Annotated in this window: 29 protein-coding genes; 9 read left to right on the top strand and 20 right to left on the bottom strand. The window is 42.9% G+C overall.

Annotation, left to right across the window (positions count from 1 at the left end):
- Positions 1-175: 175 nt before the first annotated feature.
- Entirely contained in the window at positions 176-1,132 is a 957-nt protein-coding gene (locus PNC201_RS14495) for a methylenetetrahydrofolate reductase (protein ID WP_102057467.1), read from the top strand.
- A 383-nt stretch (positions 1,133-1,515) separates the two neighbouring features.
- On the opposite strand, the gene PNC201_RS14510 is transcribed toward PNC201_RS14495, so the two are convergent.
- Genes PNC201_RS14510 through folB form a run of 3 tightly spaced genes read right to left on the bottom strand, consistent with a single transcriptional unit; the run spans position 1,516 to position 3,159 of the window.
- Complete coding sequence (locus tag PNC201_RS14510) at positions 1,516-2,316, bottom strand: undecaprenyl-diphosphate phosphatase (RefSeq protein WP_010607635.1); 801 nt, start codon at positions 2,314-2,316, stop codon at positions 1,516-1,518.
- On the bottom strand, positions 2,313-2,801 hold the full coding sequence (gene folK, locus PNC201_RS14515) for a 2-amino-4-hydroxy-6-hydroxymethyldihydropteridine diphosphokinase (RefSeq protein ID WP_102057469.1): 489 nt from the start codon (positions 2,799-2,801) through the stop codon (positions 2,313-2,315). The genes PNC201_RS14510 and folK overlap by 4 nt, the downstream gene beginning before the upstream one ends.
- Positions 2,802-2,808: 7 nt before the next feature.
- Positions 2,809-3,159, bottom strand: a complete 351-nt coding sequence (folB, locus tag PNC201_RS14520) for a dihydroneopterin aldolase (protein ID WP_010607633.1) — start codon at positions 3,157-3,159, stop codon at positions 2,809-2,811.
- Positions 3,160-3,283: 124 nt separating this feature from the next.
- Between folB and plsY the strand changes: the two genes are divergently transcribed.
- Positions 3,284-3,874 (top strand): glycerol-3-phosphate 1-O-acyltransferase PlsY, encoded by a 591-nt coding sequence (gene plsY / locus PNC201_RS14525; RefSeq protein WP_029215929.1) that lies wholly within the window; start codon positions 3,284-3,286, stop codon positions 3,872-3,874.
- Between the two features lie 3 nt (positions 3,875-3,877).
- Here plsY and tsaD read toward each other — a convergent pair whose 3' ends face one another.
- The 3 genes from tsaD to PNC201_RS14540 are packed head-to-tail and all read right to left on the bottom strand — an operon-like array spanning position 3,878 to position 5,865.
- On the bottom strand, positions 3,878-4,891 hold the full coding sequence (tsaD, locus tag PNC201_RS14530) for a tRNA (adenosine(37)-N6)-threonylcarbamoyltransferase complex transferase subunit TsaD (RefSeq protein WP_102057470.1): 1,014 nt from the start codon (positions 4,889-4,891) through the stop codon (positions 3,878-3,880).
- A gap of 49 nt (positions 4,892-4,940) precedes the next feature.
- Positions 4,941-5,534: a YjaG family protein gene (locus PNC201_RS14535; protein ID WP_010607630.1), complete on the bottom strand. Its 594-nt coding sequence runs from the start codon at positions 5,532-5,534 to the stop codon at positions 4,941-4,943.
- Positions 5,518-5,865: a putative signal transducing protein gene (locus PNC201_RS14540; RefSeq protein WP_010607629.1), complete on the bottom strand. Its 348-nt coding sequence runs from the start codon at positions 5,863-5,865 to the stop codon at positions 5,518-5,520. Before PNC201_RS14540 ends, PNC201_RS14535 begins: the two co-directional genes overlap by 17 nt.
- Positions 5,866-5,974: 109 nt before the next feature.
- On the opposite strand from PNC201_RS14540, the gene PNC201_RS14545 reads away from it, so the two are divergent.
- The 3 genes from PNC201_RS14545 (at position 5,975) to PNC201_RS14555 (ending at position 8,966) form a co-directional block, all read left to right on the top strand.
- Positions 5,975-6,373 (top strand): DUF2721 domain-containing protein, encoded by a 399-nt coding sequence (locus tag PNC201_RS14545; protein WP_010374626.1) that lies wholly within the window; start codon positions 5,975-5,977, stop codon positions 6,371-6,373.
- 58 nt (positions 6,374-6,431) lie between these two features.
- Positions 6,432-7,955, top strand: a complete 1,524-nt coding sequence (locus tag PNC201_RS14550) for a DUF3369 domain-containing protein (protein ID WP_010607628.1) — start codon at positions 6,432-6,434, stop codon at positions 7,953-7,955.
- A gap of 108 nt (positions 7,956-8,063) precedes the next feature.
- The gene (locus PNC201_RS14555) at positions 8,064-8,966 is read left to right on the top strand and encodes a LysR family transcriptional regulator (RefSeq protein ID WP_010607627.1); all 903 of its coding nucleotides are present in this window, start codon (positions 8,064-8,066) and stop codon (positions 8,964-8,966) included.
- Positions 8,967-9,021: 55 nt separating this feature from the next.
- On the opposite strand, the gene ubiA is transcribed toward PNC201_RS14555, so the two are convergent.
- Positions 9,022-9,885 carry a 4-hydroxybenzoate octaprenyltransferase gene (gene ubiA / locus PNC201_RS14560; protein WP_010607626.1) on the bottom strand — a complete coding sequence of 288 codons (864 nt, stop codon included), beginning with the start codon at positions 9,883-9,885 and terminating at the stop codon, positions 9,022-9,024.
- Positions 9,878-10,405: a chorismate--pyruvate lyase family protein gene (locus tag PNC201_RS14565; protein ID WP_233525182.1), complete on the bottom strand. Its 528-nt coding sequence runs from the start codon at positions 10,403-10,405 to the stop codon at positions 9,878-9,880. Before PNC201_RS14565 ends, ubiA begins: the two co-directional genes overlap by 8 nt.
- 157 nt (positions 10,406-10,562) lie before the next feature.
- Between PNC201_RS14565 and PNC201_RS14570 the strand changes: the two genes are divergently transcribed.
- The gene (locus PNC201_RS14570) at positions 10,563-10,958 is read left to right on the top strand and encodes a flagellar basal body-associated protein FliL (protein ID WP_010607624.1); all 396 of its coding nucleotides are present in this window, start codon (positions 10,563-10,565) and stop codon (positions 10,956-10,958) included.
- A 53-nt stretch (positions 10,959-11,011) separates the two neighbouring features.
- Here the strand turns inward: PNC201_RS14570 and glpG are convergent, their stop codons facing one another.
- From glpG to PNC201_RS14600, 6 genes are all read right to left on the bottom strand, one after another.
- Entirely contained in the window at positions 11,012-11,839 is an 828-nt protein-coding gene (gene glpG / locus PNC201_RS14575) for a rhomboid family intramembrane serine protease GlpG (RefSeq protein ID WP_102057472.1), read from the bottom strand.
- Positions 11,836-12,153: a thiosulfate sulfurtransferase GlpE gene (gene glpE / locus PNC201_RS14580; RefSeq protein WP_010374619.1), complete on the bottom strand. Its 318-nt coding sequence runs from the start codon at positions 12,151-12,153 to the stop codon at positions 11,836-11,838. Before glpE ends, glpG begins: the two co-directional genes overlap by 4 nt.
- A gap of 104 nt (positions 12,154-12,257) precedes the next feature.
- The gene (gene tdh, locus PNC201_RS14585) at positions 12,258-13,283 is read right to left on the bottom strand and encodes an L-threonine 3-dehydrogenase (protein WP_010374618.1); all 1,026 of its coding nucleotides are present in this window, start codon (positions 13,281-13,283) and stop codon (positions 12,258-12,260) included.
- A gap of 44 nt (positions 13,284-13,327) precedes the next feature.
- On the bottom strand, positions 13,328-14,524 hold the full coding sequence (locus PNC201_RS14590; RefSeq protein ID WP_010374617.1) for a glycine C-acetyltransferase: 1,197 nt from the start codon (positions 14,522-14,524) through the stop codon (positions 13,328-13,330).
- Between the two features lie 225 nt (positions 14,525-14,749).
- Positions 14,750-15,304, bottom strand: a complete 555-nt coding sequence (gene gmhB / locus PNC201_RS14595; RefSeq protein ID WP_102057473.1) for a D-glycero-beta-D-manno-heptose 1,7-bisphosphate 7-phosphatase — start codon at positions 15,302-15,304, stop codon at positions 14,750-14,752.
- Positions 15,297-16,364 (bottom strand): glycosyltransferase family 9 protein, encoded by a 1,068-nt coding sequence (locus PNC201_RS14600; protein ID WP_102057474.1) that lies wholly within the window; start codon positions 16,362-16,364, stop codon positions 15,297-15,299. The genes gmhB and PNC201_RS14600 overlap by 8 nt, the downstream gene beginning before the upstream one ends.
- A 107-nt stretch (positions 16,365-16,471) precedes the next feature.
- On the opposite strand from PNC201_RS14600, the gene PNC201_RS14605 reads away from it, so the two are divergent.
- Complete coding sequence (locus tag PNC201_RS14605; protein ID WP_010607619.1) at positions 16,472-17,185, top strand: 3-deoxy-D-manno-octulosonic acid kinase; 714 nt, start codon at positions 16,472-16,474, stop codon at positions 17,183-17,185.
- Here PNC201_RS14605 and hldE read toward each other — a convergent pair.
- Genes hldE through PNC201_RS14620 form a run of 3 tightly spaced genes read right to left on the bottom strand, consistent with a single transcriptional unit; the run spans position 17,182 to position 20,709 of the window.
- Positions 17,182-18,630 (bottom strand): bifunctional D-glycero-beta-D-manno-heptose-7-phosphate kinase/D-glycero-beta-D-manno-heptose 1-phosphate adenylyltransferase HldE, encoded by a 1,449-nt coding sequence (gene hldE, locus PNC201_RS14610; RefSeq protein WP_102057475.1) that lies wholly within the window; start codon positions 18,628-18,630, stop codon positions 17,182-17,184. The genes PNC201_RS14605 and hldE overlap by 4 nt on opposite strands.
- Complete coding sequence (locus PNC201_RS14615; RefSeq protein ID WP_010374612.1) at positions 18,627-19,223, bottom strand: SIS domain-containing protein; 597 nt, start codon at positions 19,221-19,223, stop codon at positions 18,627-18,629. Before PNC201_RS14615 ends, hldE begins: the two co-directional genes overlap by 4 nt.
- A 40-nt stretch (positions 19,224-19,263) precedes the next feature.
- Positions 19,264-20,709, bottom strand: a complete 1,446-nt coding sequence (locus tag PNC201_RS14620; RefSeq protein ID WP_102057476.1) for a capsule assembly Wzi family protein — start codon at positions 20,707-20,709, stop codon at positions 19,264-19,266.
- Positions 20,710-20,854: 145 nt separating this feature from the next.
- Between PNC201_RS14620 and waaA the strand changes: the two genes are divergently transcribed.
- The gene (gene waaA, locus PNC201_RS14625; protein ID WP_102057477.1) at positions 20,855-22,123 is read left to right on the top strand and encodes a lipid IV(A) 3-deoxy-D-manno-octulosonic acid transferase; all 1,269 of its coding nucleotides are present in this window, start codon (positions 20,855-20,857) and stop codon (positions 22,121-22,123) included.
- Positions 22,124-22,126: 3 nt separating this feature from the next.
- Positions 22,127-22,669, top strand: a complete 543-nt coding sequence (locus tag PNC201_RS14630; RefSeq protein WP_010607615.1) for a DUF1415 domain-containing protein — start codon at positions 22,127-22,129, stop codon at positions 22,667-22,669.
- A gap of 66 nt (positions 22,670-22,735) precedes the next feature.
- Here the strand turns inward: PNC201_RS14630 and PNC201_RS14635 are convergent, their stop codons facing one another.
- The 3 genes from PNC201_RS14635 to PNC201_RS14645 are packed head-to-tail and all read right to left on the bottom strand — an operon-like array spanning position 22,736 to position 25,801.
- On the bottom strand, positions 22,736-23,056 hold the full coding sequence (locus PNC201_RS14635; RefSeq protein ID WP_010607614.1) for a YdbL family protein: 321 nt from the start codon (positions 23,054-23,056) through the stop codon (positions 22,736-22,738).
- Positions 23,057-23,065: 9 nt separating this feature from the next.
- On the bottom strand, positions 23,066-23,245 hold the full coding sequence (locus PNC201_RS14640; protein WP_010374602.1) for a YnbE family lipoprotein: 180 nt from the start codon (positions 23,243-23,245) through the stop codon (positions 23,066-23,068).
- Positions 23,246-23,248: 3 nt separating this feature from the next.
- On the bottom strand, positions 23,249-25,801 hold the full coding sequence (locus PNC201_RS14645) for an intermembrane phospholipid transport protein YdbH family protein (RefSeq protein ID WP_102057478.1): 2,553 nt from the start codon (positions 25,799-25,801) through the stop codon (positions 23,249-23,251).

The following is a 25,801-nucleotide window of genomic DNA, read 5'->3' on the forward strand; positions in this document are numbered from 1 at the left end:
AATTTCCAAGGTGATTTACCATCCTAATGTGTAAACAAATATGAAATTTTGGTTTGAGCACTTGAGATAAATTCATAATTATTGAAATTCTTTCATTAAAAAAAATCTATCTAGACGTCTAAATGGCTGCTATATTAGTAAAGAGATACAGAAATGCTTTTGTGGAATGAGGATTATGGCTTTAACGCTTCAAGAGAAAATCATTGACCCTAACCAAGGGGTATATTTAATTGGTACCACACCACCTAAGATTGGCACCGACCCAGAGCAGCTAAAATCAATTGCCGCTAAGCTTTTGGGCCGTTTACATGAGATTGAATACGACGGCGTGATCATCTATGACATTCAAGATGAAAGCAGCCGTACTCAAGTACCACGTCCATTTCCTTTTAAGCACACCGTTGATCCGTGTGAATATAGTCAGTTGATCCGCGAATTATCACACCTTGATGTAATTACGTATAAAAGTGTGGCACAGCGCGATAGTGAGGCTTTTGGCGATTGGTTAAGCAGCACAAAACAGCAATATGGGTTAAACAATCTAGTATTAGTGGGCAGTCCGTCTTCACAAGGCGATATTAAGTTGCCGCTTTCTGAAGCCTATAAGGTATTGAAGCATCATCAAGATGACTTTTTCTTAGGTGGTGTAACTATCGCAGAGCGCCACGCCAGTAAGCGTAATGAACACGAAAGGTTAATTGATAAAACAGAGCAAGGCTGCCAATTCTTTGTTTCCCAAGCAGTGTATGACGCTCAAGCAACCATAGATCTTATTACGAGCTATGCTCGCACCTGTAAACAGCAAGGGCAAACACCAAAACGCATTATTCTTACCTTTACTCCATGTGGTGGAGAAAAGACCTTGCAGTTTATGGAGTGGCTGGGGATCTCAGTACCAGAAGCAACCAAATGGCGCATGTTAGATTCAGAAAACACACTAAGTGAGTCAATTCGTATTTGTAGAGAGAATCTAGATCAAATCTTAAAAAGCTGCTCACACCTAGATATTTCTCTTGGCTTAAATATTGAGAGCTTAACAAACCGAAAAGAAGAAATTGACGCGTCGATAAACCTTTATCGACTGTTGAAGGCGACCATGGAACTATGCCTTGCGGAAAAGCAAATTGCTTAATGCAGTCTAGGGCCTGTTGCTCTTCCAAGTTTGTTTTTGCAGCAGTTTGATTGGTATTTATACAAGGCAGAGCCTGCGTAGCATAGTCATTCTATGTAAGTCTGGCGATAAAGACTTTGTGCTCCTGCAAAGTCACCTTACCCCACATCCTTGTGGGGCAACACAGAAGAAATGCCAATCAAGCGCTGCCCTTTGGGTTCACCTGAGTGCGCTTTGTTCATTGTTGCTCAACTTTTGCCTAGATTACTAGGCGGCAAGTCGAGCGTCGCGACCAAAACACACTCAGAAGAACAAAAATCAAACAGCGAAGGCCAACAGGCCCTAAAGCCAGCTTCATCAAGCTGGCTTTTCTGTTAACCTTGCTGAATTATCCAAAGCCCAGATTAACTTAGGCTCAAGAAAGCGATTAATCCCACCCCAAGTAGCAAGCGGTAAATGACAAATGGCATCATGCCCATGCGCTCTATGATTTTCAGGAAAAAGAAGATACAGGCATAAGCTGAGATAAACGACAGTGCTGCACCACTTAATAACGCATTCCAATCAACCACTTCATCGCCGGTAGCAAGCTCTAAACTGTAATACAATCCCATCATCGAAATGACTGGAATAGACATTAAAAACGAAAAGCGCGCCGCACTTTTCTTATCAAGCCCAAGTAATAAACCTGCGGTGATGGTAATACCTGAACGCGATGTGCCAGGAATAACAGCGGTAATTTGCGCAAGCCCCAGTATCAATGCGCTTTTCCAGTTTAAGGCAAATTCGTCTTTGATTTGTTTCGCTTTCACGTCGGCATACCAAAGCAGTAAACCAAATACTATCGTCGATGTTGCAATCACCCAAGCACTACGTAAATAAACTTCTACGATATCCTTAAGCAGTGGAGCTAAGATCACGAATGGAATAGTGGCAACCACAATACACCAAGTCAGCCGGCTTTCTTTCGAGTGCGTACCTGAGAATGATTTGAACCATCCTGCCAGTAGGCTGACAATGTCTTGTCGAAAATAAATAACGACAGCCAGCAAAGTACCAACATGAACAGCAACATCAAAGGCAAGGCCCTGATCTTGCCAACCTAGTACCTGTGAAGGTAGCAGTAAGTGGGCAGAACTCGAAATAGGTAAAAATTCAGTGAGACCTTGAATAATTGCAAGGACGACAATCTCAATAAAGCTCATTGCTTGGGAAACTCCACTTTCCATAATTTTTGAGTTGGGTTGTGATACTCCTGCCATAACTGAGCAATGCTTTTACCCTCAACAGGATGGATAAAATCAGGAGCTAGTTCAGCTAATGGCTGAAGCACGAAGGCATTTTTGGTTATTTCATCCCGAGGCAACTGAGCGGGTGATGAACAAATAAGGTGGTCATAAAAGAGAATATCGAGATCTAACGTGCGTGGACTAAACTTCTTTTCACTACAGCGACGACCATGATCGTATTCTATCGACTTGAGCAGTTTATATACTTCGTTTAAAGACAGCTGTGTTTGTGCAGCAAAGACCGAATTATAAAAGTTATTTCCTGCAAATCCGACGGCTTCACTCTCAAACACACTCGAATGTTGAAAATCCGGAAAGTGTTTTATCAATACCCTCAAGCCACTCAGCAAATTTTTTTCTTTTTCTATGTTTGAGCCGAGACTGATAAAAATTTGTGCCATGATAATTCTACTTCTTACGCACAATTTCTACACCAACCGTTTGTGCTTGTGGCACGGCAGCAGGTTTACTCACTTTTATAAGCACTTGTTGTACATTAAATTCATTTAGGATCATTGCGGCAAGCTGTTCAACTAACGTTTCTAATAGCTCTACTGGTTTTGCTTGGGTATGCGCAATAATACGCTCACTCACTTTGGCATAATCAACCGCCAAACTAATATCGTCATGGCGAGCGGCAGCGCTAATATCGGTCAACATCTCAACATCAAAGTAAAGGCTTTGTTTACTTTCTTTTTCAAAGTCGTACACTCCTATTATGGCTTCGACGTGTAGCTGTGAGATATAGACTTTATCCATGTAAACTCCAAACATGTTTATCGCTGTAATTCACCCGCATTTTCTAATCGCAATTCGCGATCTGTGCAGGACTTAAGACCGCCGATCATAGCCCAAAACAACGCAATAAAAAATAAGGAAGACAGTGTTAATCAGTTTAATGTGCGTATGTGCTTATTTATTGGGATCGATTTCCTCAGCGATTCTGGTTTGTCGGTTATTCAATCTACCAGATCCACGCTTTAATGGTTCTAATAATCCAGGCGCAACCAATGTATTAAGATTGGGAGGAAAGATCCCAGCTGCGCTGGTGCTCGTCTTCGATATTTTAAAGGGAACCATCCCGGTGTGGGGAGCCTACTTTCTGAAAATAGAACCTGTGTGGTTAGGTGCAATAGCCGTAAGCGCATGCCTTGGTCACATTTATCCTATTTTCTTCCACTTTAACGGTGGTAAAGCGGTAGCAACGGCATTTGGTGCGCTATTACCGATCGGCTTGTCATTGGGTGGGCTATTGATTAGTACGTGGCTCGTGGTGCTAGCGCTAACACGCTATTCTTCACTCGCAGCGATTGTCGCAGTCGCAGCAGCTCCACTTTACACATGGTGGATAAAACCGCTTTATACGGTGCCGGTAAGCTTTTTAACTGTGGTGATTATTATTCGTCATAGGGCAAATATTAAAAGGCTCTTGAGTGGTAAAGAGCCCAAGGTGGGGAAAAAGTCTAAAGACTAAGGTCTAGACTTTTTCTAGACTATCCAGCGGCCAACGTGGCTTAGTCTTCATATCAAGTGGCGCATGCTGACCTGCTTTTAGGCGCTGCATTCCTGCATAAGCTATCATCGCCCCATTGTCTGTACAAAATTCAGTGCGCGGATAATAAACTCGCCCTTTCATGCCAAGCATCATGCGCTCAAGCTTTTGCCTAAGTTCTGTATTGGCGCTGACGCCACCTGCAATCACCAGGCTTTTAATGCCTGTTTCTTTCAGTGCCCGCTTGCACTTAATCGCTAGTGTTTCTACGACCGCAGTTTGAAAGGCATGAGCGATATCTGCTTTCGTTTGCTCATCACCGCCTTCATTACGGATCGTGTTTGCCGCTGCGGTTTTTAATCCACTGAAACTAAAATCCAGACCTGGTCTGTCTGTCATCGGTTTTGGAAAAGTAAATCGCCCTGCTTGACCCTGTGTCGCCATTTTCGCAAGCATTGGGCCGCCAGGATAATCAAGACCGAGTAGCTTTGCGGTTTTATCAAATGCTTCACCAGCAGCATCATCCACTGACTCACCAAGTACCTCATACTCACCGATACCTGAGACTTTGACCATCATGGTATGACCACCAGAGACTAGCAGCGCGACGAATGGGAACTCTGGTTTATCGTCTTCAAGCATAGGGGCAAGCAAATGGCCTTCCATATGATGTACGGCAACGGCTGGGATCCCCCAACCAAATGCTAACGAGCGACCAATTGAGGTGCCAACTAACAGAGCACCGACCAAACCCGGCCCTGCGGTATAAGCAATGCCATCAAGGTCTTCAGGACCGCAACCCGCTTGCGCGAAAGCAGCTTCAATAAGAGGGATCGTTTTGCGTACATGATCACGAGAAGCAAGTTCAGGCACTACCCCACCATAATCGGCGTGTACTTTTACCTGAGAATATAATTGATGTGCCAACAGCCCTTGCTCATCATCATAAATAGCAATACCCGTCTCATCACATGAGGATTCTATACCCAAAATACGCAAGTTACTTTCTCCAAACTCTTTACTGCAGCCGCTGATTATACGAAATCAGCTACTCAAGTTCCAAACCAATATTTGTTTGGCCGTCAGCTAGTGCCAAGGCCTTTAGCGACTTCACCGAGTCGCTGCTAATACGCCCCATATTTTCCACGTGTTCGATAAGCTCAGCGAGGATCTCAATTTCATACTGCATCTGCGGGTGTTCACGCACTAACTCATTCGTTGGAGATATATCTTCCGCCATCAACATAAACTCGATGTATTTAGCTACCGTTGCCTGAGAAATTTTGGCAACGCTTACAAACTCATGTTCATCTTTTGTCATTAGGCCTTGCAACATGCCTAACAGCGCTGTCGCTACATCGATTGCGGGATAGGTACCAAACATATCGAACTCACTGAGCTCAGGTACATTTGGTTCAACCTTTTCAACCAGCTTTTCTAAGCTAATTTTGCTCTTTGGCAGTAATATTTTCTCCCAGATTAAATTCAGCGCATTTCTGAGAACTTGCTCGTCGCCAAAACCCGTAGCCTCACTAAATAATGAATAATTTGGCAACATACGCTCAATAATAGCAGCACCTAAGACTGCCTTTTGAAGATAATTTAACTCTCTAATTCTTTGAAAGTTATTTGCTTTGCTCATGCTTATTTCCACATTGCCAGCAATATTCAAACGCTGGTCCATTTAATTCTGCACAGTGGTTACATAGCCAATCCGACAGCTCGGCGGCACTGCGATGACGTGATTTGTTATAGTTTACCAATATTTCCTGAGCCTCGGGTAACTTTATTGCATAAACAAAGAGCTTGATGGCAGCTTGCTCTGCTGGAATTTCACCAATAGCACCTGACAAATGCTCACCTTGTAAGCGAACCTGAATATTCGCTTGTTCTAGTTGACCTTTGAGTAAATGCGCTTCAACAAAGCCGCTGATAGCGCACAATTGCACCCAATGAAAAGATTGTTCACTCATTGCATTATCTTCACTATTGAATTAGCACTCAATGTGCTCATTTGTTTCTTGATAAAATCATTCATTATCATCACACTTAAACATCAAGCTATTCCATTAAAATACGACTATGACTCTAACAACACCGGGCCTATTATTCCCAGCAATTTCTTTATTACTGCTCGCTTACACCAATCGCTTTTTGGTACTCGCACAATTGATCCGTGAATTAAACGCTCGAGAAGGCGACACCATAAGATCCTTGGTTAAAGCGCAAATCGAAAACTTAAGGAAACGAATTAGATTAATCAGACGAATGCAAGTATGGGGCGTAATTGCGTTTTTACTTTGTACGTCTTCAATGTTTGCCTTGTTCCTTGAAATATCCTTACTTGGCGTAACATTATTTGGTGCGAGTCTCTGTAGCCTAACCTTATCATTGCTACTTTCTCTTTATGAAATCCACATTTCTTGCGATGCAATCGAACTAGAATTGCAAAATATCGAGAAAAAACCTCAACAAGATTAGCGGCCTTGTTACTGCCGACTATACTAACGTTGAGTCAGCATAAAAAGAGGAGCAATCTGTGAGCGGATTTTTGTTCTCAGATGAAGTGCTAGAAAGCCCAATAAATCAAATGGCCGATACCTACTGGGATATTCTGGTTGTAGACGATGAAGAAGACATTCACCAAGTGACTAAGCTGGTGTTGTCCGGCTTTAAGTTTGAGAATAAAGCATTGAGATTTCATCATGCCTACTCAGCACAAGAAGCAAAAGTCATCTTGGACACGGAGCAGAATATTTCTGTAGGCCTTATTGATGTCGTGATGGAAAGTAATCATGCAGGGCTTGATTTAGTGCGATATATCCGTGATGACTTAGAAAACTTTGATATTCGCCTTGTGCTGCGCACAGGGCAGCCAGGTGAAGCACCGGAAGAATCGGTTATTCGCGATTACGATATTAATGACTATAAGAACAAAACCGAGCTCACTGCCGTCAAGTTAAAAACGCTGCTCTATTCTGCTTTACGCGCTCACCGGGATATTCAAACCATCGAAAAGCACAAAATGGGACTCGAACGCATTATTGATGCATCTTCGAATTTTTTAAAGTGTAGCAATATTCAGGATTTTGCATCAACTATATTATCCCATGTATCCGCTGTAATGGGATTATCAGATTCGGAAATATACTGTGCAGCAGCAGTAAATCATCAAGCTAATGAGCCCACAAAATTTAAGTTACTAGCAGCCTCTGGTGCAGGCGTAGAGCCAAGTAATGTAACTTTGCCAGAGAATGTACAAAATTTATTTATAGAAACGCACAACAAAAAATCATCTATGAAGACCCGCAATGAATATATCGGCTACTTCCCTTCCCGAGAAGGCAGTGAAACGATGATTTATGTGAGTAAGGATAGCGATCTTCATAGCATGGATTTCCAGCTACTTGAATTTTTTGCAAACAATATAGCGCTAGCCTACGACAACTTAAAGTTGCGTGAAACCGTCAAAGACTCTCAAAAAGAGCTTTCTTATATTTTGGGTGAAGCCGTCGAAAAACGCTCGAAAGAAACAGGCTCCCACGTAAAACGCGTGGCACATTATAGTATGCTTTTAGCCCAGCTTTATGGACTTTCTCACTACCATGCAGAAATTATCAAACTCGCCTCTCCGCTCCATGATATTGGCAAAATCAGTATTCCAGATCAAATCCTGAATAAACCCGGAAAACTCACTGATGAAGAATGGATAATTATGCAAACTCACGCACAGCAAGGGTTTGAAATCTTAAAAAATTCAACAAATGAGATTCTGCAATGTGGTGCGTTAATTGCGCATCAACATCACGAAAAGTGGGATGGCTCTGGGTATCCAAACGGCTTGAAAGCTGAGCAAATAAACATTGTCGGGAGGATCACAGCACTGGCGGATGTCTTTGATGCACTGGGCAGCGAGCGTTGTTATAAGCCCGCTTGGCCGCTGGAAAAGATAATTGAATTACTCAATAAAGAAAGAGGAAAACAATTTGACCCCAAATTAGTTGACCTTTTTCTAAATAATCTGGAACAATTTATTGAGATACGTGACAGGTATCCTGACTAACTTTGTAATCAGAATGTAAAAACTTCACTTTCTTTTTCTCGTTTTGTGTATTACTATTGGGAAAAGACGTAGTAAATGTGTTTTAGTTGAAATTAAAAGGAATTTCACATGAGATTTGAACAACTCGAGCAGTTCGTAGCATTAGGTAATTTAAGACATTTTAGACAAGCCGCAGAACAAACCCAGATCAGTACTTCAGCGCTTACCCGAAGCATCCAAACCCTTGAAGATGAAATAGGTTGTGAACTCGTTAAACGTTCAACGCGTTCAGTAAAATTAACTGAGCAAGGTGAACTGTTCTTAAAGTATTGTAAAACGACGCTATCAGAACTCGACCTAACCAAGAAAACCATCAAGCAAAGTTTGTTTGGTCGCGATAACCAGAAGTTAATTATTGGTTATACAACACAAGCAAGTAGCATTGTGCCAGTTTCTTGCGGTCAGTTTTTAGCTCAGTATCCTAATGTAAAAATCGAGATGCAGTTACAAGATGAGTTGGAGCTTACTCGCAAGCTGCAACTTGGTGAAATTGATATTAGCGTATATTTACAAAGCGCAAATAGCATAGTGAGCGATATTCACCTACCCGATCAGCTAGTTTTGTTTGTTTCTAGAAACCACCCTCTAGCAAACCAAGACAGCATTAGAAAAGCTGAATTAACGCAATATCCTATGTATGGGTGCTTTTCCCAATCAAAGCAAGTTCAAGGTATGCTTAATGAAGCCGTTGATTCGCTAAACAAATCAACCAGCGTTAAAATTGGTAATATTGAGCAAGTAATTGATGGCTTAAAGAATAGCAACAGTTTCGCAATTGCTAGCATTGAGCATTCCAAAACCATCGCACAAGATCCTAACTTAGTTTTCTTAAAAACCAATAAGGCATTGGATAGAGAGCAATTGATTGTACAAACCAATCATCAAATTGGTTCAAATGCACATATAAATCACTTGCTTGAGCTAATCGAAGATGCAGCATCTTCATCTAGCAAAAAAACAGTAACTTATTAGTTGCAAAAAAACGGGCAAATAATCTGTATTACTTGCCCGTTTTTAATAACCGGCTTTAGAACGGTAAAAACCCCAACACGACCCCTACAAAAATCGCCAAGCCAACATAATTATTGTTTAAAAAAGCCCAAAAACATCTATCTCTATCTCTATTGCGTATGGCATATTGTTGTTTAACAAGCAGCACAGAGGCTGCGAGTAAGCCACACCAAAAAGCGAGGTTTAAATCAAACGTTACACCAACTGCCGCCATCATCGCGATAAATGTGATGTTGAGCAACGCAATAATGTGGAGATCCCATTTTCCGAATAAAATCGCAGTAGACTTTACCCCAATCTTCAAATCATCATCCCTATCTACCATGGCGTACATGGTGTCATAAGCGACCGTCCAAATTAAATTCGCAGCAAACAACACCCAAGCAAGTACTGGCACATTCTGATTTACTGCCATAAAGGCCATCGGTATCGCCCAGCTAAAAGCAGCCCCAAGTACGATTTGAGGTAAGTTTGTATAACGCTTCATGAAAGGATAGACAGAAGCCAACACAAGTGCACCAAACGATAATGCAATAGTCTGCCAGTTTAAAAAAAGCACCAGAATAAAAGCTAGCGTTACCAAAATAGAAAATAGTCCTAGCGCTTCTTTACTCGTCACGGCCCCCCTTGCAAGCGGTCTTGTCGCCGTACGCTTTACAGCCCCATCAACCTTGCGATCGGCGAAATCGTTGATAACACAGCCCGCACTTCGCATTAGAAATACACCAAGTGCAAAAGTAACAATAAGCCAGATACTTGGAATACCTTCAGCTGCAAACCACAGTGACCAAAGTGTTGGCCACAATAATAGTAAAGTTCCGATTGGCTTATCTAATCGCATAAGTTGGCTGTAAGCCTGCCATTTCTGGTGTTCAATCATAAAAGCTTTCCGATATAAAGACTTCACAAACTAAAATCTTTGCTTTACCGTTTTTAAACCAGCTTCTTCTGGCAAATAAACGCTCTGGGACGACGCCAGTGGTGGGTGCAATAAGTTCAATCAGCGCTGGATAGTCTGAAGTAGCTAAACGAAGATACTCAAGGGTTCCGCGCTGCCAATTTGAATCAGTAAACAGTAACTCACCTAACGGCGTCTCACCAATTGCATCCATTCCGACAGTACATGCGTCCTCATTGAGCCAACTTTGTCCAAATACAGCTGCTTTACCGTTACAATTTAGCGTTACTTCTCGGCACCAAACCTGTTCAGAAAGATCTGTACGTAACGCATCTGGAGCGCTCCTGAACTCATTAGCAAGCACAGTCACAGAAAATTTATCACAAGTTTCTTTCAATTTTGCGGTTAGAGATTGGGTCTCTAGTAAATAAGGAGAAAGTGCTGGCTCAACATCCACCAACTGTGTGTTCTTCAGCCAAGGGAGCTCTAAGGGTAATTGCAAAGGCAACGTTCTATTTCCGTTTTAAAAATCCGCGGTCATAATAGCAGAGCAGAGGCTTTCTAAAAAGTTTATGTTTGTGCTGAAGCCAACTGTAAAATCAACGCAATTATGTATAAACTAAGTAAAAAGTAACTTGCATTAGGATACCTGATAAAACATGAGACTGTTGGCTGTTGTACTCACTTTGTGCATTGCATTAACCGCGGCTTCCCCTGTAAAAGCGGATTCAACTATTGGGTATTTCGGGTTTGAGCCAGATATCATCACGAACTACATAGGCCAATCTAATAAAAAGCTTGGCTATGTCCGAGTCACCGTTGACCTAATGCTGAATGACGTTGCGAATATTGCCGTGGTTGAGCACCATACACCTTTACTAAGAGATGCAATTGTACAGATCCTGAGTAAAGAAAACGAAGAAACCATTAAGTCATTAACTGGCAGAGAAGAAATCAGAAAGCGCTGTGCTGAAAAGCTAAAGACATTGCTAAAAGAAGAAACTGGGCAGGAAATTGTTCGAGATGTGCTTTTTACCAAATATTTATATCACTAACCGAATCAACTCATACAAGAACTCGGAAGCGCTAGATTCCGAGTTCGAAGTAACTAGCTATTCTCTTTGAGTTGCCTGTTGATAGGCCAAAATACCGCAACCAACATACCTGATAGCAGTCCGAACAAATGTGCCCAGTTAGCCATGTTGATGAAAAACATATCCGTAAATCCAAACAGCATCCAAAGCAGCATAAAACCAATAACAGGCTTAGAGACCAAAGCGGCTCCGGCAGGATTTCGATGACCAATTACCCAGCAAAAGCCTAGTAGTCCGTAGACCACGCCACTTAGTCCACCAAAATTAGCGTCAACAAATAGGTACTGCATAAAATTACTGGTTAAGCCGGTTACAAAGTAGATGCAAACTAACGCCCAGAGCCCTAGTTTCTCTGAAATTTGCGCGCCAAGGTGTAACCACCAGCTTAAATTAAAAATCAAATGTATGGCGCTAAAATGTATCAGTGTAGGCGCTATCCAAGTCCAAGGTTTATCTAGGGAGAAACGTAGCGCAGAAAAGATGCCATTAGCGTCACCAAATAACATGGCGACAAAAATAATAATACTGACACCAAAAACGCCCTGTAATAACCAGTTCAATCCCAAAAAGCGCTTTACTAAGTTTAAGTTTTGGCCTTGGTAGCTAAATAACCCCTGTGTACTTCCGGTTTGCCAAGAAGCCGCTTGATATAGTTCAGCCTCAGGTTGCTCCAAAAACGTTTGCCAAAGACGCATAGCAAGCGCTTCATCACCACGCTCTAGCCAAACTTCAACTTGTTGCCCATCGTGACTGTGCAAAACACAATAAATCCCTTGCGTCTTAAAATAATCGACCGCACCTTGAGCTAGTCGTGCATTGTGATAATGGGCTATTAACTTCACTTTTCAATCTCGTTTGGCAATTCACTTGCCCACTGCGTAAAACCGCCATCCATACTGTAAACATCTTCAAAGCCTTGCTCAACTAGGTAGTTAGCTGCGCCTTGTGAGGAGATCCCGTGATAACACACCACAACAATAGGTTGGTCAAACTCTTTCTCCTGCATGAAATGTGCAAGATTAGCGTTAGATAAATGTTCAGCGCCTGGAATATGCCCTTGTGCAAAAGTATTTTCATCGCGGATGTCTGCTACCACTACATCATCATTGCCTAAAAGCGCTTGTGTGTCTGCTACTGAAATATGTTTAAAAGACATGTGTTACCCATTTAAAACTAAAAAATAAAAGACGGCTTAAGCCTTATCGGCCTAGCCGTCTTTCTATTATAACTACTCATTCATGCACTAAGCAAAGTTGAGCATTAATCCCAATTCAGAATAACTTTACCTGATTGCCCTGAAATCATCGTATCAAAGCCAGTCTGGAAGTCATCAACATGGAACTGATGTGTAATGATTGGGTCAAGGTTTAAGCCTGACTGGATCAAACTTGCCATTTTGTACCAAGTTTCAAACATTTCACGGCCGTAAATCCCCTTGATCACTAGACCCTTGAAGATCACTTGGTTCCAATCCACCGCCATGTCAGAAGGAGGAATGCCCAGCATTGCAATCTTACCACCATGGTTCATGCTGTTTAACATGCCTTTAAATGCTGAAGGAACACCTGACATTTCAAGCCCAACATCGAACCCTTCTGTCATACCAAGATCTTTCATAACCGTTTCGAGGCTTTCACTGGCAACATTTACTGCTCGCGTAGCACCCATTTTAGTGGCTAGCTCAAGGCGATATTCGTTTACATCTGTGATCACCACATGACGCGCACCAACGTGTTTCGCCACTGCCGCAGCCATAATACCAATTGGACCCGCACCAGTAATGAGGACGTCTTCACCAACTAAGTCAAACGACAATGCGGTGTGCACTGCATTACCGAATGGGTCGAAGATAGAAGCGAGTTCGTCAGAAATATTGTCAGGGATCTTAAACGCATTATAAGCAGGAATAACCAAGTATTCTGCAAATGAACCTTCGCGGTTAACGCCTACCCCAATGGTGTTACGACATAGGTGAACACGACCAGCACGACAATTACGACAGTGACCACATGTGATATGACCTTCACCAGATACTCGGTCGCCAATGCTAAAACCACGCACCTCTTGGCCCATATCGACCACTTCACCTACGTATTCGTGTCCCACAACCATTGGAGTTGGGATCGTGTTTTGTGCCCACTCATCCCATTTGTAGATGTGTACGTCGGTACCACAAATTGCTGTTTTACGGATTTTGATCAATAGATCGTTGTGCCCTACTTCCGGTTTTGGCACATCCGCCATCCAAATTCCTTCTTCAGCTTTCAACTTGGATAATGCTTTCATAGTATTCGCTCGTTAGCTGCACCGGCTTAATGCCGGTGGCAAAATTAAATGACGCCTAGGTCTTTACCAATACGGGTAAAGGCTTCGATTGCTTTGTCTAGCTGCTCAGTAGTATGCGCAGCTGAAATTTGTGTTCTGATCCTAGCTTGCCCTTTTGGCACGACAGGATAAGAGAAACCGATCACATAGATCCCTTCAGCTAGCAATCTGTCAGCCATTTCTGAGGCTACTTTGGCATCGCCTAACATAACCGGAATAATAGCGTGATCTTTACCCGCACAAGTAAAGCCGACGGCTTCCATCTTAGTACGGAAATAGGCTGCGTTATCCCATAGTTTAGCACGTAGGGCATCGCCTTCTTTCATCATGTCTAGCACTTTTATTGAAGCTGTAACAATTGAAGGCGCTAGCGAGTTTGAGAATAAATAAGGACGTGAACGCTGACGTAACCACTCTACGATTTCTTTCTTACCAGAGGTATAACCGCCAGATGCACCGCCAAGTGCTTTACCAAGCGTTCCTGTAATAATATCCACTCGGTCTAATACACCACAGTATTCCGGTGTTCCTCGGCCATTTTCACCAACAAAACCCACCGCGTGTGAATCATCAACCATCACTAAAGCGTCGTACTTATCCGCTAAGTCACAAACCGCTTTTAAGTTACAAATAACGCCATCCATTGAGAATACGCCATCGGTGGCGATAAGCTTGGTTTTCACACCAGCTTCATCAGCAGCAATTAACTGCTGCTCAAGATCAGCCATATCGTTGTTAGCATAGCGGAAACGCTTAGCTTTACATAAACGCACACCATCAATGATGGAAGCGTGATTTAATGAGTCCGAGATAATTGCATCTTCAGGGCCTAAGATAGTTTCGAATAAACCAGCATTGGCATCAAAGCATGAAGAGTAAAGGATAGTATCTTCCGTTTCTAAAAATTCACTGATCTTTGCTTCAAGCGTTTTGTGAATATCTTGCGTACCACAGATAAAGCGCACCGACGCGACACCGAAACCATGGTCATCAAGGCCGCCCTGCGCCGCTTTAATTAGCTCTGGGTGATTCGCCAAACCTAGATAGTTGTTTGCACAGAAGTTAATTACACTTTCGCCAGTCGATACTGCAATTTCAGCTTGCTGCTGAGAAGTAATAATACGCTCTTTTTTATATAATCCTTCAGCTTTTACTTCTTCAATTTGTTGCTGAAGCTGGCTGTAGAAGGCCGATGCTCTCATCTGGGAGTCTCCATTTTTTGCACGGTGATAGTAAGCTACGCATCGCCATAGGCGGTTGTCATTCTCACTATCAGAAGTTAACGCTTGGGCTTATTCTATATTAATTAGCTCAAGTTAATTGGAACGTACCAATTCAATCATACCTGGTACATTAAAAGATATCTTTATTTTAAAAGGTTCACACAATAAATGCACGATTTGCGACAACTGGCAGCAAACTTTATTTTACTCAGACAAACATAGTGCGGCTGGTACCTCCGCCAACGACGCACATACTTTATCCGCGAGCTGTTGTTGCTCTTGACTAAAGCTCTGCCCAGACTCAACTAAAATAGCTGTTTTTACGCCAGCAGCGCGGGCAGCCTTGATGTCTGAGACTTTATCACCAATCATAATACTTTGCGTAGGATCCAAGTCATGCTCGGCTATCGCTTGCAGCAGCATCCCGGGTTCTGGTTTACGACAGTCACACTCTACTTTATATGGGTCTTGTGCCTTTTCAGGGTGGTGAGGACAAAAATAAACACCAGCGATGTCAACACCATGCGCCATAAACTGCGCGCACATCCACTCGCTTAACGCGTGAAATTGTGCTTCATCGTAGTAACCTCGGCCAATGCCCGACTGATTCGTCACGACCACAATTTTATAACCGGCTTTGCTAAATGCTTGGCAGGCACTGAATACCCCATCGATAAACTCAAAATCCGCGATTTTATGAACATAGGCGTGATCTTTATTAACAACGCCGTCTCTGTCTAAAAATACAGCCTTATGCATTGGTCACAATCCCCTGCTCTTTTATTACCCGCTCAAACATCGTAATAACAGCATCAACAGAAATTTGAGACATGAGTTCGCTACCTTTTGCCCGTGTTCCCCAGGGTAATTGCTCAGCAGTTTTACCCTTTTGCGCAATGAGGTTTTGATGATAAACCTCAACTACATAGTCTTGATACAGGTACGGCCCTGTGCGAGTTGGGTTGGAGTGAGCATACAAACCGATCACCGGCGTTCCAACTGTCACAGCCATATGAGCAGGCCCAGTATCAGGTGCTAACACCAATTCGGCTTGCTCCAATACACAAAGTAGGGTTTTCAAATCAGTTTTTCCCACTAAGTTTAATAACTCAGCTTGGCTGTGTTGTTGAATTTCGGCTGCTAAGTTTTGCTCAAGTTCCGTTGGGCCACCCGTTATCACCACCTGAAACCCCAATGCAGCAGCATGATCTGCAACCCTAGCATAACGCTCAGGAAGCCAATTGCGCTCGGCTTTACTTGCCGCAGGCGATATCACAAAAACCTTGCCTTCAGGTAATAGCGATTTTGCCGCAGCTTGATGAGCTGCCGTCACTGGCATCTGCCATGTTGGCTCACCGCACTCAGCACCAATTGCACGGGCAAAGTTTTGGAAACCTTCGAGCACATGTGGCGACTGTTGAGGTGCGATCCGCTTATTAATAAACAAACTGTGTAACTCTTTAGAGCGCCTTTTATCAAAGCCTATTTTTTGCTTTGCAGGAATAACTCGCGCAACAAGGTTGGCTCTTAACGCAACCTGCATATGTAGTAATACGTCAAACTTTTGCCCTTTGAACTTTGCCTTTAACGCCTTGAGCGCGGCTTTACCCTGCTTTTTGTCAAATACGACGAGCTCAACACCGGGTAGGTCAGCCAGTAACATGGCTTCCACTTTACCTATCACCCACGTTATTTTCGCTTGCGGATGTGCGCGTTGGATCGCCTGTACAGCACTCACTGCATGGCACACGTCGCCAATCGCAGAAAGTCGCAAAATACAAATAGAGGTCAAGGATTTGCTCAAAACAATAGTTCTCATGGAAAGTAACAAGCGCTTGATCTTAAATTAATCAAACAAGTTTGCAAGTTTCACTGAGGATGAAAAATCGTTAGAATGCCACAATTGACTCTTAAGAATCCTATATTGTGCAAATCACCAAACAGCCGCATAGCTATTTACTAACGCCTTCAACCCTAGATTATGATGTTTCAGAAGAAATGTTTGACCCTGAATATTGGCAGAAAAATAATGCGATTGTCGGCTCGAAAGAAGGCCGAGCAACGGCGTGGTTCGTGCGGTTTAATCAAGGCATAGCGGTACTCAAGCACTATTATCGTGGTGGCTTAATCGGCAAGCTGTTGAGTGATCAATATATTTTTACCAAACTAGAAAATACTCGCGTATATCAAGAGTTTGCTTTGCTAGAGCAACTACAACTACAAGGTTTACCAGTCCCAACACCACTTGGCGCAAGAATATCGCTTCATTTTGGTATTTATCGTGCAGATATTTTGACCGAAGCGGTGTCTGATGCCACCAGTGTTTGCGAAATTTTGCAAGCAAGAACGCTTAGTACAAATGAACTGGAAAGTATCGGCCACACCATTGCTCAGTTTCACCAAGCCGGTGCCTATCACGATGATTTGAACATCAACAATATTTTGTTTGATGCCAACGGCAAAGTATTTCTAATTGATTTTGATAAGGGCAAAATCATGCAGCCAAACTCAAGTTGGCAGCACGCAAACATGGAGCGTTTGCAACGTTCATTTAAAAAAGAGGCCGGCAAATGGCCGACCTTTTATTTTGATGAAAATCAATGGCAAGTATTGATGCAAGCCTATCACAGCGCACGTTAACGTTTTTGTAGCTGTGCCTTTTTAATCACATTGGAAGTCGAGCAGCCATCCAAAAATGCTAACACCTCGACTTTTCCACCTTGATTAAGCACATGCTCTGCACCTGCAATCTCTTCCACTTTATAGTCACCACCTTTGACCAAAATGTCAGGGCTGACCATTTCTATCAGCTTAGCTGGTGTGTCATTTTCTTCAACACAGCCAAACGGAATAACCCAATCCACAGAAGCGAGTGCAGATAACACCATAGCCCGCTCTTTCAATGGATTGATTGGACGTTCAGGCCCTTTGAGTCGCGAGATTGATTCATCATTATTTAACCCAACGACGAGTCTATCTCCCATCGCTTTAGCTTGCGCTAAATAACGCACATGGCCTGCATGGAGAATATCAAAGCAGCCGTTGGTAAACACAATGGTTTCGCCGTTTTGCTTGGCAAAAGTAATGTGCTTAAGCACTTCTTCAAACGGCGTTTGGTAGTGCTCGCCCGTTTCTCTAAGATATTGACCCAGTTTGCGACTCAACTCTTCCGGTGACACCGTTGCAGCACCTAACTTACTCACGGCAATGCCTGCGGCAATATTTGCAACCTCCACCGCGTCTTTAGCAGACATTCCTGCGCCTAACATCGTCGTCAGTGTGGCGATCACGGTATCGCCAGCTCCCGTAACGTCACTTACTTCCTGTACTTGAGCTGGGAAATCAAACTTTTCAGTATTGGTTATCAAAGACATACCTTGCTCGGAGCGCGTCAGCAACATAGCGCCGATCCCTGACGTTTTCAGGAGCTCGCGCGCACTAGAGGTGAGTGCCTCTTCGCTGCTTGTATCTCCACCTGCGAGTTTAAATTCGTTTAAGTTAGGCGTGATAAAATCAGCACCTTGATAAAGGCTCAAGTCACTATTTTTGGGATCAATAAGTACCGTTTTACCAGCAGCTTTAGCCACCGCAATCATATCTGAAATGGCGCATAAAGCGCCTTTGTTGTAGTCGCTAAACAACACAAAGTCATACTTATCAACTTCTTGCTTTAGACGCTCAAGCAGTAGTTGACTGTGAGATAACTGAAAGGGTTCTTCTAAATCGAGTCGGACTACTTGCTGATGACGGCTGATCACACGCATTTTTGCGATAGTCGGCAGCTCAACGACGTTAACTAGGCTAGATTCAATGTTTTCTTTGGTAAGAATAGCCTCAAGCGTTTTGCCATTGTCATCTTCGCCGATAAGCCCAAGCAAACCCACTTTACCATCTAGGTGAGCGATGTTTTTGGCAACGTTCGCCGCACCACCAGCTTTGTCTTCCAACGCGCTGACTTTCACCACAGGTACTGGAGCCTCAGGAGAAATGCGCCCGGTATCTCCATGCCAGTATCTATCCAACATCACATCGCCAACCACCAATACCTTGGCTTGATTTAGCTGTTGAAGCGCCGCTAACTTCATGCCTCTTGCTCCGCCGCAACGAGCATATCGACCGCTTCGCATAGCCAGTGACCAATAAACATATGCGCTTCTTGAATACGCGCTGTCTCGTCGTTTGCGATAATAATCGGTAATTTAGCAATATCCTTAACTTTGCCACCAGTTCTGCCAGTCAATGCCACGGTAAACGCGCCAATTTCATTCGCGGCTTGAAGTGCCAAATTGATATTAGGGCTCGTACCTGATGTGGTTAAACCAATCACCATATCTTCCGGTTTACAAAGTGCCTGAACTTGACGTTCAAATACGGAGTCAAAGTGATAGTCATTGCTGTGCGCGGTCAAAATTGAGGTGTCGGTAGTCAGTGCAATCGAAGCCAAAGGACCACGCTCTAATTTGTAACGCACCACAAATTCTGCAGCTAGGTGCTGCGCATCTGCCGCGCTGCCACCATTACCAAACCAAATGACCTTACCACCTGCTGCTAATGTACTTTGGCATGCTTCAAGTAGCTCAACACATTCTTGGTGATAGTTTGCCATTGTTTCAAAAACATCAACATGGCGCTGTAAGCTTGCGAAGTAGCTTTGTGCTACTTGTTCATTCAATGACATATTTGTTCCTAAACTATTCTATGCTTGTCCCGCGTGATACCTACCAGTATACATGGACTGATAACCAAGTGTAATTCTCACCGAAGACATCTTTACCCAAGGTTAATTTAGTTTCGACTTGCTTGCTGTAAGCTTCACCAATATGCGCCAGCTCAAATTCATAACCAGTTTCATATTCAGCACCAAGCTCATTTAATTCGTTGAAGTATTTACTTTCGTTATCAATAACCGACAGCTTAGCTCGCCACAAAGAACGGTAATCTGCTTGATAAGTACCTTCTAGTACATGGATCTGCGTCGGTGCACCATCATCGAACTGGCGATGGTTGGCAGCAAAGTGTCCCACACCAAACCCATCAATCGTATTGCCTTTAGTTTGATAAATTTCATTGACGTACCAAAGACTTTCCATGTCGGTAAATTCATAGCGTAATGAGGTGGTTGAACTTACATTCGGTAGGAAAATGCCTACGCTAGTCGCTGTATTACCAAACAAATAGTTCTTATGGTTATTAGTATCTTCCCCACCATACTCTAGATACCATTGTGCTCTGGTACCGTAATTTGTAGTGAAACTCGTGGTGATCGTTGCCCATTGGTCGCCAAGTTCATCATCTTGAGTCAGGTCGCCGATTTTATTGTCATTGCCAGCAGGATCTATATAGGCCTTAATAAAGTCCTCAAAATCCACCTTCCTTGGGCCTCCACCAAATTGTAGTACTCGATTTAGACCAATTTTCCAACCATCGATTGGTTCAATACTAAAGTGTGTACCAGCAATTTTCGGTGTACCATCATGCAATGTATTTTGAAAACGAATTCCCTTTTCGACTTTATCTAACTCTGAATAAAACAATTCAACATCAAAATTCCACCAGTTTTTAAGTGGAACAACTAACCCCAATGAAATAGAAGGCCGGTTTTTAGCGTTATTAGAGTAGACCTGAGCCGAATGCTTAAATGGCGAGAACCAATGTTCTTTATAACCTAGGTTAAGCTGTAAATTGCCATAAGATAGCCCGTAAAAAGTGTTATACGCCACTAGCTTGTCTGCTTCTACTCGATACTCAGCACCTATTTGTAGAATACTCGAGTCACCGCCTCGCCATACTCCAGCGAATCCCAATTCGGCATATTCACCACTATAATTACCTCTGTCGTTGGCGATTTGTTTTTCCTCACCACTATCAACACGCAATGTGACAGATCTTTGCGTTAGTGCGTCATCTTGTAAGTAAGGTGCAATTCCCTGACTAATACTCTGTTGTAATGTGGCGTCAATATGCCTAAGCTTCATCAAATGCATCTTGATTTCACTGATACGGTAAGGCTTTGCCATAAGCGTACCAACGGTCAACGCAAACATTTTATCGATTTGATATTCCAACAGCGGATCTTGCCCAATGGGTAAATAGGCTGTTGGGCTCGCTAAAGCGAGATTCGAAGCTAATAAACTACAGCAAGCGAGTACTCGAGCTAAATTCATTTTGTTATTCCATTACTTTTAATGCGCTAAATACTACCAAACCAAAAGCCCCTAGGCATCTGTTGAACTGTGTAAAATTGTGTTGTTCATTCAATTTCGCCCTGGAACAAGGTAAAATACTGATTTTTGAGCTGAAGCAATTTCTATGGCACGCCATTTATATTCCCTGCTGTTGCTAGTGTTAGCCCCTTTGTTATTGAGCTATCTCTATTTTATTCGAGGTAGAAAAAACCAAGGTTATCGAGTGCATTTTAATGAGCGCTTTGGCCGAAATATTAGCAAGCTGCCACAACACAGTATTATGATCCATTGTGCTTCTGTTGGTGAAGTGCTTGCAGCAACCCCGCTTATAAAGTCAATATTGAATGCTTCTGAGAACACATCAATCATTATCACCTGTAACACCCCAACAGGTAGAGAAGAGATAACAAAAGCTTTTCGCGCTCAGGTTCAGGTACATGTCTGTTATTTACCTATAGATTTTGCTTTTGCGGTCAGAAAATTTTTCAATTCCTTGAAGCCCAAACTCCTTATTGTGATGGAAACTGAGCTGTGGCCTAATCTTTTTTATTACGCCAAACAAAACCAATGTAAAACCTTGGTAGTCAATGCCAGACTCTCTGAAAAATCATACCAAGGTTATAAAAAGCATGCTTGGATAACGAAAGGCTTGATGAGCAACATAGATCTGCTTGCAGCCCATAATGAAGAAGACGGCAAGCGTTTCATCAAGCTCGGGCTTGTTCAATCTAAGCTTCACATTACTGGCTCAATCAAGTTTGATATCTCAATCACCGAAGAAGAAATTGCAAAGGCAAGACAGTTTCAAGAAAATTACCCCGAGCGGTTAATTTGGCTTGCAGGATCTACCCATCCTAAGGAGCATGAGCAAGTCATTGCTGCTCATCAACGAGTATTAGAGCAGATAAGTAATGCGTTACTTATTATCGCGCCTCGCCATCCCGAGCAGTTTCAAGCGGTTGCTGACTACCTCAGTGAACAAGAGATCGCTTTTACCAGAAAGAGTAGTAACGGTATAGACGCAGAAGCTTCGGTCTTGTTAGCGGATACTTTAGGGGAATTAAAGTGGCTATTTGGTGGTGCTGATATCGCCTATATTGGTGGTAGTTTGATTGAGCGCGGCGGTCATAACCCACTAGAAGCGGCGGCTCATGGTGTGCCAATATTAACCGGCCCACATACCTATAATTTTGCGCATATATACCCTCAACTTATCGCGCAACAAGGTGCCATCGTAGTCGATGATGAGGACAAGCTTGCCGCTCAAATTATTACGCTATTTGAAGATAAATCGCTTCGAACGCAAATCGGTGCTAACGCTCAATCGGTACTAGTTGAAAATACCGGGGCTATTTCTAAAACCATGACACTAATCAATAAGAGCTTGGAATAATTCATGAATACAGTCATCTCTACAATGCAAAACTGGGTTAGCCAAGTCATTGTAAAATACAACTTTTGCCCGTTTGCTCGACAGGAAGTTGAAAGTAACAGCATTCATTATTTCGTGTCTCAAGCGATAAGCCACGACGATGCCGTAATGGATATGTTAGAGCAGTGCTCAGAGTTAAACCATGAGCCAGAGCGAGAAACAACACTAGTTATATTTGATAAGGGTTTTAGTAATTTTGATGACTTTTTGGATCTCGTCGACCTAGCAAACGCTTTATTAGTAGCGCAAGGGTTTGAAGGCACTTATCAAATTGCCACTTTTCATCCAGATTATGTGTTTGCTGATAGCGATGAGCATGACGCAGCAAACTATACTAACCGCGCGCCTTACCCAACACTCCACTTGATCCGCGAAGAAAGTATGGCCCAAGCATTAGAAGACTATAACGATCCTGAACAGATCCCAGAAAATAATATCCGCCTCGCAAGACGTAAAGGGAAAGCGTTTTGGCAGCATTTGCTGCAGCAATGCCACAAGGTTAAATAACCTAAGCTACGGTTAAATAGTCAAAAGGCTGGTTTAGCCAGCCTTTTCTTGTAAGGTTTTGAATTACTACTTTTTCACCCAGCTGCCATTGACTTGAATATAATGACCTGACTGCGTTTTGTTATACGCTTTTTTAGCCGCTAAAGCCTCTACTTGCTCAAGCGTGATACCGTTCTTTTTCGCTAATTGCTGGTATTTCTGTTTGCGCTTTTCATTCACTTCATCAACTAGCTGCTGTACACCTTGGCCATTTTTAACCACGCCAAGATAGCCCGATGTAGTTTCGCCAACTAAACCCTGTGATTTAGCATCGTCAATGGAAATTGCGAATGCGGCGAAGCTCATACTGAGCCCAATAATTAGGGTAGAGATTGCTTTTAGCTTCATAAATCCTCCTTAGAATAGCTCGCTGTCTTCGCTGAATAAATTGTCGAGTTCTTTATCCACTTTCACGCGGATCTCATGATCTACTTTTACATTTAAGTTGATCGTAATAGGCTCTTTGGTTTCTACTTGCACCTTATGAGTACAAGCACTCAATACCAATAAAGCTGATATCACTAGCATCCATTTCATTCACTAACGCTCCTCTTTATTTAACGCATTTTCCACTTCGCGCGTAATCTCGTCGCTCAAGCGTAGGGCTCGTAATAAGGTAAACACATTTTCTGAGTGTGTATAGTTAAAGTTTACTGGTTGTTGTTGGAGTTTGTTAATTCCTGTAATTTTAACATCTAAGTCCAACCAGCCGTCTTCACTTAAATTTACGCCACTACTCAATTGCTCAATGGTCAACTCGTCAAGTACACCAATCACCGTTTGTAAGCTAGGTTGCTGCTCTTTTAGCGCATTAATTGATGCATTGTTTTCAACCTTTAATAGCCCTTCACCAACATTATGGATATGACCAGAATCAATACGCACCCCAGATGAAGATATTTGTACTGGTAACTTGCCTGAGATCAGCCCTCTGAGCTCAACGCCTGCATCATGCCCAGAGGCGGCAATAAGATCTAAACTCAGTTTATCTAGCGATACCTGAACGACCTGCGGCGTTGAGACCAAACTAACTTCATCAATCCCCACGTTACCGGCAAAAACCTGTGCGTTAATATCTTTTAGTTTAGCCACGCCTGCTTCGCTGAATAGTTGGCCTGTTATTGCTTGAACGATAACACCAGCTCTCAACTCTTCAACACTCAGTGTGGTTGGCTTGAGTTGAATATTAGCTGAACTTATTAGACCAAAGACATCAATCGCTGCATTTTGAATAAGCCGTTCATTAAATAACGCAGAGCCGTTTTGAACGCTCCCGTCTAAGGTAAATATGCGCGTGGATAAATCCCCTTCGAGTACTGCATAGAAGTTACCATGGGTAATTTTTAAGTTCGGTAAAAATGCGTCAATATATGGCTGAAGTTGAGTGAGCTGCTGCGTGGGCACGTGTATTTGTGCTGGATGTTTTAAGCTTGAATATTGATGCTCAAGCAACGCCTTTACACCATCAATATTAACCACATGTGACGCCATCAATCCGCGGCTTTGCTGACCTTTACTGTCAATGCTCACGTTTTTCAAACTGAGGTCGGCTAAGTTAACTTCTGCTACCTTAGTATTGCCCGACAAGGTTGAAAAGATTTCTCCGGTCGCGACTGAGCCTTGCCAGTGCAGTGTCTGCGCAAACTCATTCAGTTTATAACTCTGCTGTTGTATCTGTGCACTGGTTAAGGTGAGGTTGATATCAAAATCATGTGTAGGCTCAAGCACAACTCGCCCACTCAACGCACTCTGTTTTGCTGTTACATTCTCAACACTCAGGTTTTGCAGTTTTGAATCAAGCGTTATCGCAAAACTCATTCCTTCAGGTAAGACTCTGTGTAGTAGATGTCCACTTTTGAGTTTTGGCACATCTAGCTGCGCATGTAAGTCAAACGTCAGAGATGGATTATCAATCACCAAATCTGATGTCGATAACTGGGTTGAGAATATGCTCGGCTGAGCCTCAACTGTAATTAGCTTGGTTGGATCACCCAATATTTTGAAGCGGCTATTGAGCTCGAGATTCTCAGCAATAACATCTTGCAGTGTAAGCTTTTGAAGGTCACTTGTGATTTCCCCCCTCATATTAACAAAATTTGGCCGCGCACTAAGCGCTCCCGCCAGTGTATGCGCGCCCCACTTTTCATCGGAAAATTCAAGGCGAATATCACCATTGACGAAAGGCTCAGTTAAGTCGACTGCTAACTCATTAACTTCAAGCTGTAACGGTTTATCTTTACCTGCCACTTCAAGTAAACCTGTCGCGATTGAATCCGCAGAAATAGTGATTTCACTCGGTAAACGAAGCAGCCAAGTGGTCGGTAACAGTTTGCTATATTCAGAAGTAAGACAATCAAGCATTGATTTCGCTGAAATCGGTTCGGCAAGTGCTATCTTCCCCTGCTGCGTGGCAAAATCATACCGCCCAGACACAGCACCTATATACGCAAAGGTACCTTTACACTCAGCCTGTTCAAGCGCCACTAGAGTTTCAAGTTCTAGCTCTGCGTCTATAGCCAGACCATCGAATTCAAGCTGGCTAGTTCCTGAAAGGGCTTGGATCTGAGGAGGTAACAAAGCGCTGAGGTACTCGCCACTAAGGTCAACATTTGCAGCAATACGCTCTGGCTGCAATGTAACTTCAGCAGCGATGTCACCTGAAACTACAAATTGATTCAGCTCGGACTCCGAAATCGACACGACTAATGGCTTTGGTAATGGCTCACCAGATATAGAGAGCTTGGCAACATGCATTTTGGGTCTGGTGATGTCGAGTGGCAATGCAAGGCGCTGTGGCTGAGTTGCATCTGAATTTTTGGACGGAAGAAGTTGAATGTTCGCTTTTTCAATATTGACTTGGCGCATGCTTAGTTGCGCATCATAAAGCTGGGCATTAAACGCATCTGTTTGCACACATGCTTTTGTAATATGGATACGATTGAAGCCCAACAAACGCCAGTCAAGACAACTGACCTGAAGTTCATTAACTGGTATAAAATGTTTAATGGCCCAGAGCGACAAAGGAACTCTGGCAAGGTAAACACCCACTAAAACACTGAGTATCAACGCTAAGCTCCAAAGCCATTTTTTCAT

Origin of the sequence: Pseudoalteromonas sp. NC201, assembly GCF_002850255.1 — a bacterium.
In the GTDB taxonomy this organism is placed as follows: Bacteria; Pseudomonadota; Gammaproteobacteria; order Enterobacterales; family Alteromonadaceae; genus Pseudoalteromonas.